Source organism: Pseudogulbenkiania sp. AW2-16, from assembly GCF_056824575.1.
The window spans coordinates 2,623,135-2,637,725 of the sequence record NZ_CP157668.1 but is presented as its reverse complement, the minus strand read 5'-3'; the positions used below and the strand labels follow the sequence as shown (position 1 = coordinate 2,637,725).

The following is a 14,591-nucleotide window of genomic DNA, read 5'->3' as shown; positions in this document are numbered from 1 at the left end:
GGCCTTTCCGTTAATGGATACGCTAAAAAGTCAGTCGGCTTTGGACAGCAGGCGCGACTTGCCGTTGCTATCGATTGCTACAAACGTGACGATCACTTCCGTCACCAGCACCTCTTCTCCCTGCAAGCGCTCGGCCAGCACGCAAATCTTGAACGTCAGCGATTTCTGTCCGACACGCAAGGTGTCCACGTACAGGCTGACGGTATCCCCGACCTGAATCGGGGCGGCAAACTGGAAGGCATTGACCGCAACCGTGGTCACCGGCCCTTTCGACAAACGTTCGGCGACCATGCTGCCCGCCATGTCGATCTGCCCCATCAACCACCCGGCCTGAACCTGCCCATAGGCGTTGGTACTGGATGGCAGGGCCCTGACGCGCAGGGTCGGGATGCGGGCTTGCGATGTATTCATAGGGTTGTACTCCAACACAGGGTCGCTCCGGGAAATGGCGCTTCGGAAGAAAGCCCGTTCCCGGACGAACCGGCCCCGCTAGCGGAACCGGTCCTGGATGATCAGAAAATCAGACGCTCGAGCAAGGCCTCGTCATGCTGGGTCAGCGAACTGTCGAAGTCGTCGACCATGATGACGTCCCGCTTGAGCTTGCGCGCGCGTGTGACCGCATCGAACTCGGCCTGGGTGAGCAAGCCGGCATGCCGCGCTTCGGCCAACCTCTCGCGTGCCGTAATCGTGGCAAACCGGCCCTCGCGGGCCCACTTCCGCAGCCGTTGCTCGATAGGCTCGGTTTCGACGATTGCTTGTAACGCCGGGGCGAGCACCCCGACCGCATCGCGCTCGTCCTGCGGCACATACATGCCATGCGTCAGCCGGGCGCGGGTTCCGCCCTCCTCCATCATGGCACGCGCCACCCGGGTGCCGATCTTGTCGCCAGCCGGCTTGAGCGTCAGCCCCCACGGGAAGATCACCCGGCGCAACACGAACGACAACGCCCGATTCGGCAGGTTGGCCAGGAAACCGTCCATCGCCTGCTGCAACTCGTAGATCGCGTTTTCCACCGCCCATTGCAGCACCGGCAAGTCCTCCTGCGGCGCCCCGTCACGCTCGAAGCGCTTCAGACAGGCCGAGGCGATATACAGGTTAGACAACATGTCGCCGAGTCGAGCCGACAGTTTCTCACGGAATTTGAGGGTGCCGCCAAGACTGAACATGGCCATGTCCGACAGCAGGGCGAAGTCCGTGGAGAAACGGGTCAGCTGCCGATAATAGCGTGCCGTCGCACCCGCTTTGGGCGACATCGCCAGGCGGCTGCCGGTCAAGCCCAGCCAGAAGGAACGCACCACGTTGCTGATGACGAAATTGACATGCCCGGTGATGGCCAGATCGAACTCCCGGCCATCGTCCTCCATGGCCGCGCGCATCTCGCGCAAGACGAACGGATGGCAGCGGATGGCGCCCTGGCCATAGATGATCATCGAGCGGGTCAGTATATTGGCCCCTTCCACCGTGATGGCGATCGGGATCGACTGGTAGACTTGCGCCAGATAATTGCGCGGCCCCAGCACCACGGCCTTGCCGCCATGCACATCCATTGCGTCGTTCAGGGTTTTACGCATGCGCTCGGTATTGTGGTACTTCAGCACCGCCGACAGTACCGAGGGCTTCTCACCCATATCCAGGCCGGTCAGCGCCAGGTCCTGCGACGCTTCCATCTGGTAGGTGTAGCCGGCGATGCGTGCCATCGCCTCGTCCACCCCTTCGAACTTGCCGATCGGCAGGCCAAATTGATCCCGAATACGGGCGTAGGCACCGGTGACGTAGGTGGCGAACTTGCCCGAGGCGACCGACATGGCCGGCAGGGAGATGCACCGCCCTACCGACAAACACTCCACCAGCATGCGCCAGCCTTGGCCCGCGTAGTCTCGGCCACCAATGACCCACTCCAGTGGAATGAACACGTCCTTGCCCCAGGTCGGCCCGTTCATGAAGGCGGTGCCGCCCGGCCAATGGCGGCGTCCGATCATCACCCCGTGGTGCGTCGTCGGCACCAGGGCGCAGGTGATGCCGATCTCAACCTTGTCGCCCAACAGCCGGTCCGGATCATACAGCTTGAAGGCCAGGCCGAGGATGGTCGCCACCGGCGCCAGCGTGATCCAACGCTTCTCCCAGCTCACACGGATGCCCAGCACGTTGTCGTGAAGCTCGCCGCTACGCGGGTCGGTATAAGAACCTCGGCACACCACGCCGTAGTCCGGAATACTGCCGGCGTCGGAGCCGGCATGCGGGCTGGTCAGGGCAAAGCACGGAATCTCCAGCCCCTGGGCCAGACGCGGCAGGTAGTAGTCTTTTTGCTCTGCGGTGCCGTAATGCTGCAGCAACTCCCCTGGCCCCAGCGAGTTGGGCACCATCACCGTGACTGCCGCCGTACCGCCGCGAGTGGCGATCTTGGTCACCACCTTGGCGTGGGCGTAATTGGAGAATTCAAGCCCGCCGTACTGCTTCTTGATGATCATGCCCAGGAAGCCGTTGTCCTTGATGAACTGCCACACCGCCGGAGGCAGATCCTTGAGCTCGTGGGTGACCTGCCAGTCGTCGACCATGCGGCACAGCGCCTCGGTCGGGCCATCGAGAAATGCCTGCTCCTCGGGCGTCAGCCGGGGCTCCGGATAAGACAACAGCCGTTGCCAGTCCGGCTTGCCGGAGAACAGGTCGCGATCCCACCACACCGTGCCGGCATTGATCGCTTCCTGCTCGGTCTGCGACATTGCCGGGGTAATCTTCTTGAAAAGCCGGAATAGCGGCCCGGTGAGCAAGGCCCGCCGCAATGGCGTGACATTCAGCACCAGCGCCAGGATGGTAAACACGATCCAGAGCGCGGCGGGAACCGGGACGTTGAGGGCGAACTGGGAGACCAGCAGCCAGCCGGCCAGGCCGATGGTCCAGGCCAGAACCGGAGCGCGAAAATACGCCAGCCCCCCGACCAGCGCGACAACAAGGACGGCAGATATCATTATGGTGTTACCTCGTGTTGACCCTTCCCGACCCAGCCCCGCGCCCAAGCCCCTCACGGCCAGCCTTGGTGCGGCTTACCGTCACCCCGGCGGCTAAAAACGGAACTGGATCGCCCCTCAGGCAGGCGAAGTCAACCCGGCAACGACAAAGGGCACCAGATGCTTGACGATCATGTCCGGGTCCCGGGCAGAAACCACCTGGCTGCGCACGAAAATCTTCAGTACATCGTTACCGGCAAAGGCATTGAACATGACGCTGAAGGCAAAGTGCATCCTCCAGGCCAGTTCCTCCGTCCCCAGTTCCGGCAGCGCCTTCTGGAAAGCCACCGAGTAACGCTGGACAAACACACTGTATTGCTGGGAGATGACTTCACGCAGCTGACGGTGGTTTTCCACCAGGGTACGCGATAGCAGGCGGACAAACAGCGCCCCGCCGCGAGACGGATCCTTAGACAAGGCAAGACAGGGTCGAATGAATGTCTTGACCAGGTCTTCGACTTCCAGCTTCCCGCCCTGCTGCTCCAGCTCGTCCAGTTCAGCCAGGCAACCCGAAATCAGCGGGGCAAGCCGGCGCATGAACACGGACTCGAACAGAGCATCCTTGGAACCGAAATGGTAGTTCACCGCGGCCAGATTGACTTCGGCCTGCTGCGTGATCATGCGAAGCGAGGTGGCCTCGAAACCGTGCTCGACGAACAGGCGCTCGGCGACATCCTGAATGCGCGTTGCGGTATCGGGTTTGCTCGCTTCCATGATCTCTGGTGCTTTCTTTGTTTTTACGGATTGACTTGCATTGCCCATAATAGCTCTCGAACAATCGTTTCAAACTTAAGTTTCAGATCGATTAGTGTCAAGAAAATCATCGCCCGATCAGATTCCTGCCACCTCCCGCACAAAAAAATGGCAGGCTACCTTGATAGTAGCCTGCCGTTTCAAACAAACATATAAATACTAACAGAGACCGCGTGCGATGTCGTTTTTCAGATCGTCGACATGCTCGAGGCCCACGGCCACACGCAGCAGACCTTCGACGATGCCGGCTTTTTCCCGGGCCTCCTGGGTGATGCGGGCATGCGTCGTCGAGGCCGGATGGGTGATGGTGCTCTTCACGTCGCCCAGGTTGGCGGTGCGGGAAATGATCTCGACCGCGTCCACCAGCCTCCACGCGGCCTCGCGCCCGCCCTTCACCACGAAGGAGACGACCGCCCCCCCAGTTTCTGCTGACGCATCGCCAGTGCGTGCTGGGGATGGCTGGCGAGCCCCGGGTAGAATACCCGCTCGATGGCCGGATGCGCCTCCAGCCAGCGTGCCAGTTCAAGCGCGGAGGCACATTGCTTTTCCATGCGGATGAACAGTGTCTCCATGCCGGACAACAGCACCCAGGCATTGAACGGGGCCAGCGAAGGCCCGGCGGTGCGCACGTGCAGGTAGATCGGCTCGATCAGGGCGCTCGACCCCACCACGGCCCCGCCCAGCACCCGGCCGTGACCGTCGAGGTACTTGGTGGCCGAATGCACCACCAGGTCGGCGCCCAACTTCAGCGGCTGCTGCAGGGCGGGCGAACAGAAGCAGTTATCGACCACCAGCAGAGCATCGGCTTCATGGGCAATGTCGGCGATGGCGACAATGTCGGCCACTTCGGTGAGCGGGTTGGACGGCGTTTCCAGGAAAAACAGCCGGGTAGTCGGCTTGACCGCGGCACGCCAGGCCTGCAGATCGCCAGCATCGACGAAGGTGGTTTCGATGCCGAACTTGGACAGGGTGCCGGAGAACAGGTTAATCGTGGAGCCGAACAGGCTCTGCGAGGCGACGATGTGGTCGCCCGCCTTCAGCAGGGACATCATGCACGCCTGGATCGCTGCCATGCCGCTCGCGGTAGCGATGGCCCGCTCGGCGCCTTCCAGTGCCGCCAGGCGCTCCTGGAATGCATTTACCGTCGGGTTGGTGAAGCGGGAATAGGTGTAGCCGGGCTTTTGCCCGATGAACATCGCCGCGCCTTCCTCGGCAGTGTCGAAGGTAAAGCTGGAGGTCAGGTAGAGTCCCTGACTGTGCTCATGGAATTGGCTGGCTTCCAGTCCGGCCCGGATGGCCAGGGTCTCCGGATGCAGCGAAAGGAGGTTGTTCTTTTCAGTCATAACATTCCACCGCCGGTTAATGCACCCGGAGCCCGACACGCCCCTGACGAGGCCGCGGCAGCGGCCCGGGAGAGACGCGACAGGCTCCGGATGCGGGAAGAAAAATGCGCCCCCACGGGGCGCATGGTCAAATCAAGTTCTGCTCGGCGACGTTCAGGTTCAGATCGACCGGCTGCGCGCCTTCAACCTCTTCCTTCTGACCCTTGCCGTCACGCCGTGCGTTCTCGATGGCGTCGAGATAGGCCTCGGTGATGTCCCCGGTGATGTACTCACCGTTGAAGCACGAGGTCTCGAAGTCGCGCAGTTCGCGGTTGACACTGTGCACGGCGTCCTTCAAGGCATCCAGATCCTGATAGATCACCGCATCGGCACCGATCTCGGCAGCGATCTCTTCCTCGGTGCGCCCGGTGGCCAACAATTCGGCACGGGTCGGCATGTCGATGCCGTAGACGTTGGGGAAGCGCACCGCCGGAGCCGCCGAGGCGAAATAGACTTTCTTGGCGCCGGCGTCGCGTGCCATCTGCACGATTTCCTTGGAGGTGGTGCCGCGGACGATCGAGTCATCCACCAACAGCACGTTACGGTCCTTGAACTCGCACGCCACGGGGTTGAGCTTCTGACGCACCGACTTCTTGCGCACCGCCTGGCCCGGCATGATGAAGGTACGGCCGATGTAGCGGTTCTTGATGAAGCCCTCGCGGTACGGCAGGCCCAGGTGGTTGGCCAGCTGCAGGGCGCTGGGGCGGCTGGTATCGGGAATCGGCATCACTACGTCGATATCCAGCTGCGGCAGCACGCGGCGAATCTTTTCGGCCAACGTTTCGCCCATCACGGTACGCGCCTGGTACACCGAGGCGCCATCGATCACCGAGTCGGGGCGGGCAAAGTAGACGAATTCGAACAGGCATGGCGCATGGCGGGTCGGCCCCTTGCTCGGCTGGGCGTGGAAGTCGCCATCGAAATTGACGAACACGCACTCGCCCGGCTCGACGTCACGCAGCACCTTGAAGCCGGAGCAATCCAGTGCCACCGACTCCGAAGCGAACATGTACTCGGTCTTGCCGTTGCTGTCGTTGGTGCCGATCACCAGCGGACGGATGCCGTTGGGGTCACGGAACGCAACCAGGCCGTACCCGGCGATCATCGCGACCACAGCATAGGCGCCGCGCACGCGGCGGTGCACCGCCTCGACCGCCTCGAATACCGCGTCGACCGACAGCTCGTAGCCCTCGACGCGCTGCGCCAGTTCGTGGGCGAACACGTTGAGCAGCACTTCGGAATCGGAGTTGGTATTGATATGACGCAAGTCATAGCGGTACATGTCCGCCTTGAGTTCGTCGGTATTGGTCAGGTTGCCGTTGTGCGCGAGCACCACGCCGAACGGCGAATTGACGTAGAAAGGCTGCGCTTCGGCCAGGTTCGACGCCGAACCGGCAGTCGGGTAGCGTACGTGGCCGATACCGGCGTTACCCAGCAGCGAGCGCATGTTGCGGGTACGGAACACGTCTCTCACCATGCCACTGCCTTTGTGCATGTGAAAAGACTTCCCGTTGGCCGTCACGATGCCGGCAGCATCCTGACCCCGGTGTTGCAGCAGTTGCAGGCCGTCGTACAACAGCTGATTGACGGGAGTCTGCCCGACCACGCCTAGAATTCCACACATTTCAAGTTTTCCCAACTACCAACAGAACTTAAGAATATAAAGCACGATCCGGCGACTCCTGCGCCGGGCCATGCCGCAACGTTTCGCTTCGCCGCCCCGAGAAGTTCAGATGCTCCGACATCTTGGGCGGAAGCCAAGGCCGCAAGGACAACGCGGCGGCCTCGAATGGCGCGGCGAACAGGGCGTTGCGCCACATCGGCTGCTTGGGCATATCGGTCAGACCGCCCAGCAAAACCATGACCGTCACCAGAACGCCGCCGCGCGCGAGCCCGAACACGGCACCCAGCACGCGATTGACGGCACCCAAGCCGATCGAATCGATCAGGCCGGTCAGCACCACGCGGAGCAGCGCCGTGGCCAGCCAGACCAGGAAAAACAGGGCGATGAAGGAGGCGGCCAGACGCAATCCTTCGCTCGTCAGTTCCGCCGGCAGGAAACCGGCCAGCGTCGGGGCGAACTCCTTGGCGCACCACAGCGCCGCGATCCACGAGCCCAACGACAGCACCTCGGCCACCAGACCCCGCATCAGCGCGATGATGACCGAACCCGCCAGGATAGCAATGACGATATAGTCGAAAACGGTCATTGTGTCTTATCGGCTAACGATAATGCCCGTCACACCGGCACTAGACAGTTTTTTCAGGACGCTTTCGGCCTCGGCACGGGAACCGAAGGGGCCAACCCTGACGCGGGTAACATTGCCCTTGCTGGTTTCGACCTTGCTGAAATGCGCCGTCACACCCAGCGCCGACAACCGCGACTTCAAGGCTTCGGCCTTGGCCGGGTCGGACAGCGCCGCCAACTGGATCACCACATTGCCGTTGCCCGCCGTCGGCTGGCTCTGCTCCTTGGGAGCAGCCTTGGCCGGCTCGGCCTCGGCGCGCCCTTCCAGAATGGCCGCAGGGTCGGATTTCTTCGGTGCCGGCGCTTCGGTTTTCTTGGGCTCCTGCCGGGGTTCCGGCTTGGGCTCGAGCCTGACTTCGGCCTTGGGATGCGGCTTGGGCTCTTCCTTGACGGATGTTTTGGCCTCGGACTTGGTCTCGGGCACGACGGCAGGCGGTCGCGGCGCGGATGGGGCAACCGGTGTCGGTGCAGCGTCATCGAGCTTGGCTGGCAACTGCGTCGCCGCCGCGGCCGAATCGGCGGCATCCTCCGGTGGGGCGCCATCTGCACCGGCGGCAACCGCTGCGTCGGGATTCGGCGAGGCAGCGGCCGACGGCGCCTCGGACGCTTTCTGGCCGACGATCTCGACCGACTCCGGCTTCATCTGCTGCTCCGGCACGCTGCCAACCACCTTCCACAAGACGACGGTCGACACCAGCACCAGCACGATGGCGCCAACCAGGCGGCGGCGCGCGCGCTTGCGCAGCAGAATCAGTTCCTCATGGGTGGACAGTCCGGGCATGCCTTCCTCAGGATGTGTGATGTCGCGCCTCGAGCACCGCGGCAACGGTGTGGAACGAGCCGAATGCGACAATTCTATCATTTTCCCCGGCTGCCGATAAGGCAGCCGCCCACGCCTCGGCGACGGTGTCGTACACATTCACGTTACGCACGCCAAGACCCGCCAGGCGTTCCGCCAGTTGCGCCCCGCTCTGCCCGCGCGGCATGTCGAGGCCGCCGACGAACCAGCCATCAAACTCGCCGCGCGCCAGTTCGACGACGGCATCGAGGTCCTTGTCGGCCAGCATCGAGAACACGGCGTAGCGGTTTTCGGCGAAGGCCAGCTTCTTCAGGTTGGCCACCATGGCCTTGACGGCGTGCGGGTTGTGACCGACATCCAGGATCACCAGCGGGCGACCCGGCAGGACCTGGAAGCGCCCCGGCCAATCGACTTCAAGCAGGCCGCGCTTGACCGCGCCGATACTCACCGGCAGTTTTTCCTTCAGGCAGTCGAGCACCGCCAGCGCGGTGGAGGCGTTGACCAGCTGGTAGCTGCCGCGCAGCGCCGGGAACGGCAAGGCATGGCGAAACACCTCGCCCATGCGGAACGACCACTGGTTTTCCAGCTTGTTGAAGCCGAAGTCGCGGCCGTACAACTTGAGGTCGGCGCCGATTTCGGCGGCGTGGTCGAGCAGGCGCTGCGGCGGGTTAGCATCGGCGCAGATCGCCGGTTTGCCGGCGCGGAACACGCCGGCCTTCTCGAAGCCGATGTCTTCGCGGTTGTCACCGAGGATGGCTTGGTGGTCGAGATCGACGCTGACCACCACCGAGACGTCCGGCTCGAACACGTTAACCGCATCCAGGCGGCCGCCCAGGCCCACTTCCAGCACCATCACGTCGACTTCTTGATCGACGAAGGTCTTGACGGCGCCCAGGGTGCCGAATTCGAAATAGGTCAGCGAGGTCTCGCCACGCGCGGCCTCGACGGCGGCGAAGCCCTGCACGATCAGGTCGTCGCTGACCGGCTGCATGTCGATGGCGACACGCTCGTTGTAGCGCAGCAAGTGCGGCGAGGTATAGGTACCGACCTTGAAACCGGCCCGGTTGAGCATGGTGGACAGCATGGCGCAGACCGAGCCCTTGCCGTTGGTCCCGGCCACCAGAACGATCGGGCAACGGGGCGCCAGCCCCATGGCGTCGCGCACGCGGCGGACGCGCTCAAGCCCCATCTCGATGGTGACAGGGTGCAAGCTTTCCAGGTGTGACAGCCACTCTGGCAACGTAGTCGGTGTCGTGTTTGTCATGGTTATGTATTCAGATTCGGGGCGGAGGCGGGCTCCGATGCGTGGAACCAGCGCAGATAGACCCGCAAGGCGCGCAAGGATTCCCGAGTGGCGGAATCCGGCCACAACAGCAGCGAGCGGCGACGCCCTTCCAGCCTCAGATTCACGACCACCAGCCAAGGGGTGATCACCGTGTCGCACTCGATATCGGCCGGCACGGCGAAGGGGCCGAACCAGGCCACCAGTTGCCCCTGGGGCGAGACCTCGAGGCGGCCGATGCGCTGCCGCGACGGCCACCAGCCGTCATGGCGCAGCCCGTGCCACAACACGGCGGGCAGGGGCAGCAGCAGCCAGGCCGCCATGGCCAGCGGCAGGTAGTACAGGCTGGCCGCTACCCATGCCAGTACACAGCCGATCAGCAGCGCGAGCCAAATCCGCGAGGGGCTGAGCTCGACGGCAAACGGCGGCACGGCACGCTGGCGCGCGGTCATGGCTGGCTCAGAGCTCGGCAGCCGGGTAGTTGTGGATGTCTTCGTCGACGCTGTCGAGCACGGTGGAGTGGATTTCGACGTCGAACCACTCCCAGAAGGCTTTCAGCGAACGATCGGTTGGCCACAACGCTTCGTCTTCGTACCAGGAAGCCAGTTCGATCTTGAACAGCTGGTCGGCCATGTCGTCGATACGCGACACGCCTTCTTCCGGGTCGGTGAATTCGGGCAGCAGGATCACCGTGCAGTCGGCGCGCAGGCTGTCGAGGGTGAGATCGGTGTCGTTGCCCGGCACGTTGTTCAGCCAGTTCAGGAACGGCTCTTTCGGCTTGATGACGGCGACGGATCGATCGACGAAGTACATGAAATTCCTTTCGCTAAAGCGGCCGCGGGTGGGGCCGGCGGTAATGGCGCGCATTGTAACAGCCCGGCCGGCCGCGCGCGAAGCGGACTTCGCGCCCGTGCTACAATTCGGCGCATTACGGTATCTCTGGATCATTGCAGACTCATGGCTCTCATCACGGTCGACAAGGCCTGCCCGGCTTTCGGGCACAATGCGCTGCTGGACAAGGTGGATTTCGTGCTGGAACCCGGCGAGGTGGTCGGACTGATCGGCCGCAACGGCGCCGGCAAGTCGTCCCTGCTCAAGGGCATCGCCGGCACCGTGGCGCTGGACGACGGCCGCATCAACATCAAGGGCGACGTGCGCGTGGCCTACGTGCCGCAGGAGCCGGAATTCAATCCCGGCCACACGGTGTTCGAAGCCGTGGCCGAAGGACTGGGCGACCTCAAGGCGTTGCTCACCGACTATCACAAGGCGACCCAGGCGCTGACCGACCCGGCGGCCGATCATGAAGCCCTGCTGGCCGACATGGAGCACATCCAGCATGAGCTGGAGGCGCGCAACGGCTGGCAGTTTGACGCCCTGATCGCCACCACCCTCTCCTACCTCGACCTCAACGCCGACACCCGCATCAGCGAACTGTCGGGCGGCTGGAAAAACGCGTGGCGCTGGCGCGGGCGCTGGCCGCCAAGCCGGACGTGCTGCTGCTGGACGAACCGACCAACCATCTCGACGTTTCCGCCATCGAATGGCTGGAGGGGCTGATCAAGAATTTCGCCGGCAGTGTGCTGTTGATCACCCACGACCGCCGCTTCCTCGACAACGTCGCCACGCGCATCGTCGAGCTCGACCGCGGCATCCTGCGCAGCTACCCCGGCAGCTTTTCCGCCTACCAGACGAAGAAGACCGAGGAGATGGCGGTGGAGGAAGAACAGAACCGCCTGTTCGACAAGTACCACGCCCAGGAAGAAGTGTGGATCCGCAAGGGCATCGAGGCGCGCCGCACCCGCAACGAGGGTCGCGTGCGCCGGCTGGAGCAGATCCGCCGCGAGCGCGCAGCACGGCGTGAACGCGTGGGCCAGGTCAACTTCCAGCTCGACGCCGGCGAACGCTCGGGCAAGCTGGTGGCGGAGCTAGAACACGTCAGCAAGCGTTTCGGCGACAAGGTCATCGTGCGCGACTTCACCACGCGCATCCTACGTGGCGACAAGATCGGCCTGATCGGCCCCAACGGGGTTGGCAAGACCACGCTGCTGAAGATGATTCTGGGCGAACTGGCGCCGGACAGCGGCACCGTCAAGCAGGGCAGCAAGCTCGAGATCGCCTACTTCGACCAGTTCCGCGAGCAGTTGGACGAGAACATGAGTGTGGCCGACGTGATCAGCCAGGGCAACGATTTCGTCGAGATCGCCGGGCAGAAAAAGCACGTGATGAGCTACCTGGAGGACTTCCTGTTCTCGCCGCAGCGCGCCCGCAGCCCGGTGCGTTCGCTCTCGGGCGGCGAGCGGAATCGTTTGCTGCTGGCACGCCTGTTCACCCGCCCGGCCAACGTGCTGGTACTGGACGAGCCGACCAACGACCTCGACATCGACACCCTGGAATTGCTGGAAGACGTCATCGACAAGTACAGCGGCACGGTGTTTCTGGTAAGCCACGACCGCGCCTTCCTCGACAACGTGGTGACGCAGGTAATCGCCTTCGAGGGCGACGGCAAGCTGGAGGAATACCCAGGCGGCTATCAGGACTGGATCGACACCAAGGCGCGCATGGCGGCGCTGAAGCCGGCCGAAGCGGCCGTCAAGGCCCCGATGGCGCGCCAGGACAAGCCCCTGGACAAGCCGAAGAGCGGGCGCACCAAGCTGTCCTACAATGAAACGCGCGAACTGGCCGGCCTGCCCGAGCTGATCGCCGCACTGGAAGCCGAGCAGGCCGGGCTGAATCAGAAACTGCTCGACCCGAACTGTTACCGCGACACCCCACGCGAGGCCATCGCCTGGCAGCAACGCATCGAAGCGATCGACGAGCTGCTGCTGGAAAAGCTGGCGCGCTGGGAAGAACTGGAAAGCAAACAGGGATGACCTCTCGCCGGATCTCCGCCCTCATCGTTGCCGTCGTGGCCGCCACGCTGGCGGCCTGCAGCAGCGCCCCGCCCCGCAAGACGGCCGGCAGCCGGCCGCGTCCGCCGGCCAGCCCGACCCTGTCGGGACTCACGGCGGATGGCGCCGGGCGCGAGATCCTGATGTACACCCTGGGCCTGCTGGACCTCGACTACCGCTTCGGCGGCAGCAACCCCGAGGCCGGGCTCGATTGCAGCGGCCTGGTCAGCTACATCTATCAGAACGCCGTCGGCGTGAAGCTGCCGCACAACGCGGCGCAGATCGCCAGCGTGGCGCGGCCGATCGAGGCCGGCCGCATGCAAGTGGGCGACCTGGTGTTCTTCAACACCATGAATCGGCCGTTCTCGCACATGGGCATCTACATCGGCGACGGCAAGTTCGTGCACGCGCCGCGCAGCAACAGCACCATCCGCGTCGAGCGCCTCGACAACCGCTACTTCGCCGCGCGCTTCGAAGGCGCGCGCACGCTGTTCGACTGATGCGCCACTGGAGCTCAAGGTTGGCCGAAGCCCGGCAGAAAACCTCGGCCCGGCTGCCGCGCCTGCATCGCGACGGCTTCTCGCTGCCGCGCGAGCTGCTGCTGGCGCAGTTACGCAAGCACCTGGACGGCGACGACTTCACCGTGCTCGACCTCGAACTCGCCGACGACGCCGGCCTCTTGACGCTCGAGGTGTTGCGCCCGGCGCCGGCACGGCTCGCCATCCGCTTCCACTTTCTGCCGGTGGACTGGGCGCGGCGCGAGCTGGTGCTGGCCTATACCCTGAAAGGCGAGGCACGCTCGTCCTCGCTGGCGCGGCGCGCCCTGACCGGGCTGGTGCTGGCCACGCTGGAAGCGGGCTGGGGGGAACGGCTCATCCGCAAGCTGACGGAGCCGCTGGCGTGGCTGTCGAGCGGGTCGCAGCGGCTCACGCTGCACCTCGACCGCCTGCCGCGCGTGGCGGGCTGGCTGGAGCGGCCGGTGTTCGGCCAACCCCTGGCCGAGCGCATTGCCATTACCGGCATCCGCACCGTCCCCGACGCGCTGCGCGTCACCCTGAGCCGCAACAAGCCAGACTGACGCCGGCCCTGACGCGCTAACAGCAAGCCCTGTCGAAGCGTTATAATGCCGCCTGTTCTTTCCGCCGGCCGATACGCCCCGGCGGCAGCCCACCCCGATACAGAGGATATCCATGAGTCACACCACCCTCAGCCGCTTCCTGATCGAGCAGCAGCGCAAGCAAGGCAGCATTCCGCCGGAACTGCGTTTCCTGATCGAAACCATCGCCCGCACCTGCAAGGCCATCAGCCACTCCGTGCACAAGGGCGCGCTGTCGGGCGTGCTGGGCGAGGCCGGCACCGGTAACGTACAGGGCGAGGCGCAGAAGAAGCTGGACGTAATCGCCAACGACGTGCTGCTGGAAGCCAACGAATGGGGCGGCAGCCTGGCGGCGATGGCCTCGGAAGAGATGGAACTCCCGCACGCCATCCCGGGCGAATACCCGAAGGGCGAGTACCTGCTGCTGTTCGATCCGCTCGACGGCTCGTCCAACATCGACGTCAACATTTCGGTCGGCACCATCTTCTCGGTGCTGCGCTGCCCCGAGGGCGTAACGCAGCCGACCGAGGCCGACTTCCTGCAGCCGGGCACGAGCCAGGTCGCCGCCGGCTACACCGTGTACGGCCCGCAGACCATGCTGGTGCTGACCTTCGGCAACGGCGTGCACGGCTTCACGCTGGACCGCGAGAACGGCAGCTTCGTGCTGACCCACCCGGACATGCGCGTACCGGAAGCCACCAAGGAATTCGCCATCAACATGTCCAACATGCGCCACTGGGAGGCCCCGGTGAAACGCTACGTGGACGAGCTGCTGGCCGGCACCACCGGGCCGCGCGGCAAGGACTACAACATGCGCTGGGTGGCATCGATGGTGGCGGAAGTGCACCGCATCATCATTCGCGGCGGCATCTTCATGTACCCGAAAGACGCGCGCGACCCGTCCAAGGCGGGCAAGCTGCGCCTGATGTACGAAGGCAACCCGATGGCCTTCATCATCGAGCAGGCCGGCGGCGTCGCCACCAACGGCCATCAGCGCATCCTCGACATCCAGCCCGCCAAGCTGCACGAGCGCGTGGCGGTGTTCCTGGGTTCCAAGGAAGAAGTGGAACTCGTCACCCGCTACCACGCGGAGTAAGCCCCACAATCAGCCCGTGCCGCGCACGGGCTTTTTTCGGCC

12 protein-coding genes and 2 pseudogenes are annotated in these 14,591 nt (G+C 64.1%); 4 read left to right on the top strand and 10 right to left on the bottom strand.

Going from position 1 to position 14,591, the window contains the following annotated elements; translation table 11 throughout:
* Positions 1–30: 30 nt before the first annotated feature.
* The 10 genes and pseudogenes from ABKF58_RS12840 to ABKF58_RS12795 all read right to left on the bottom strand — a co-directional run bounded on the left by ABKF58_RS12840 (position 31) and on the right by ABKF58_RS12795 (position 10,282).
* Positions 31–429, bottom strand: a complete 399-nt coding sequence (locus tag ABKF58_RS12840) for an acyl-CoA thioesterase (protein WP_482581084.1) — start codon at positions 427–429, stop codon at positions 31–33.
* 83 nt (positions 430–512) lie between these two features.
* Positions 513–2,966, bottom strand: coding sequence for an acyl-CoA dehydrogenase (locus ABKF58_RS12835; RefSeq protein WP_482581082.1), 2,454 nt, complete (start codon positions 2,964–2,966; stop codon positions 513–515).
* Between the two features lie 117 nt (positions 2,967–3,083).
* Complete coding sequence (locus tag ABKF58_RS12830) at positions 3,084–3,719, bottom strand: TetR/AcrR family transcriptional regulator (protein ID WP_014087665.1); 636 nt, start codon at positions 3,717–3,719, stop codon at positions 3,084–3,086.
* A 198-nt stretch (positions 3,720–3,917) separates the two neighbouring features.
* Positions 3,918–5,101: pseudogene (locus ABKF58_RS12825) on the bottom strand (O-succinylhomoserine sulfhydrylase).
* Between the two features lie 127 nt (positions 5,102–5,228).
* A complete protein-coding gene (gene purF, locus ABKF58_RS12820; protein WP_482581081.1) occupies positions 5,229–6,764 on the bottom strand; it encodes an amidophosphoribosyltransferase in 1,536 nt (511 codons plus the stop codon).
* 28 nt (positions 6,765–6,792) lie between these two features.
* Positions 6,793–7,350 (bottom strand): CvpA family protein, encoded by a 558-nt coding sequence (locus ABKF58_RS12815; RefSeq protein ID WP_482581080.1) that lies wholly within the window; start codon positions 7,348–7,350, stop codon positions 6,793–6,795.
* Positions 7,351–7,356: 6 nt separating this feature from the next.
* Complete coding sequence (locus tag ABKF58_RS12810) at positions 7,357–8,169, bottom strand: SPOR domain-containing protein (RefSeq protein ID WP_482581078.1); 813 nt, start codon at positions 8,167–8,169, stop codon at positions 7,357–7,359.
* Between the two features lie 7 nt (positions 8,170–8,176).
* A complete protein-coding gene (gene folC, locus ABKF58_RS12805) occupies positions 8,177–9,451 on the bottom strand; it encodes a bifunctional tetrahydrofolate synthase/dihydrofolate synthase (protein ID WP_008953585.1) in 1,275 nt (424 codons plus the stop codon).
* Between the two features lie 2 nt (positions 9,452–9,453).
* Complete coding sequence (locus ABKF58_RS12800) at positions 9,454–9,921, bottom strand: protein YgfX (RefSeq protein WP_482581076.1); 468 nt, start codon at positions 9,919–9,921, stop codon at positions 9,454–9,456.
* Positions 9,922–9,928: 7 nt separating this feature from the next.
* Positions 9,929–10,282 (bottom strand): hypothetical protein, encoded by a 354-nt coding sequence (locus ABKF58_RS12795; RefSeq protein WP_008953583.1) that lies wholly within the window; start codon positions 10,280–10,282, stop codon positions 9,929–9,931.
* A gap of 144 nt (positions 10,283–10,426) precedes the next feature.
* On the opposite strand from ABKF58_RS12795, the pseudogene ABKF58_RS12790 reads away from it, so the two are divergent.
* From ABKF58_RS12790 to ABKF58_RS12775, 4 genes and pseudogenes are all read left to right on the top strand, one after another.
* A pseudogene (locus ABKF58_RS12790) lies at positions 10,427–12,339 on the top strand (ATP-binding cassette domain-containing protein).
* Entirely contained in the window at positions 12,336–12,857 is a 522-nt protein-coding gene (locus ABKF58_RS12785; protein WP_482581075.1) for a C40 family peptidase, read from the top strand. The pseudogene ABKF58_RS12790 and the gene ABKF58_RS12785 overlap by 4 nt, the downstream one beginning before the upstream one ends.
* Complete coding sequence (locus ABKF58_RS12780; protein WP_482581073.1) at positions 12,857–13,435, top strand: hypothetical protein; 579 nt, start codon at positions 12,857–12,859, stop codon at positions 13,433–13,435. Before ABKF58_RS12785 ends, ABKF58_RS12780 begins: the two co-directional genes overlap by 1 nt.
* Positions 13,436–13,547: 112 nt before the next feature.
* Positions 13,548–14,549, top strand: coding sequence for a class 1 fructose-bisphosphatase (locus ABKF58_RS12775; protein WP_014087674.1), 1,002 nt, complete (start codon positions 13,548–13,550; stop codon positions 14,547–14,549).
* The last annotated feature ends 42 nt before the right edge of the window (positions 14,550–14,591 follow it).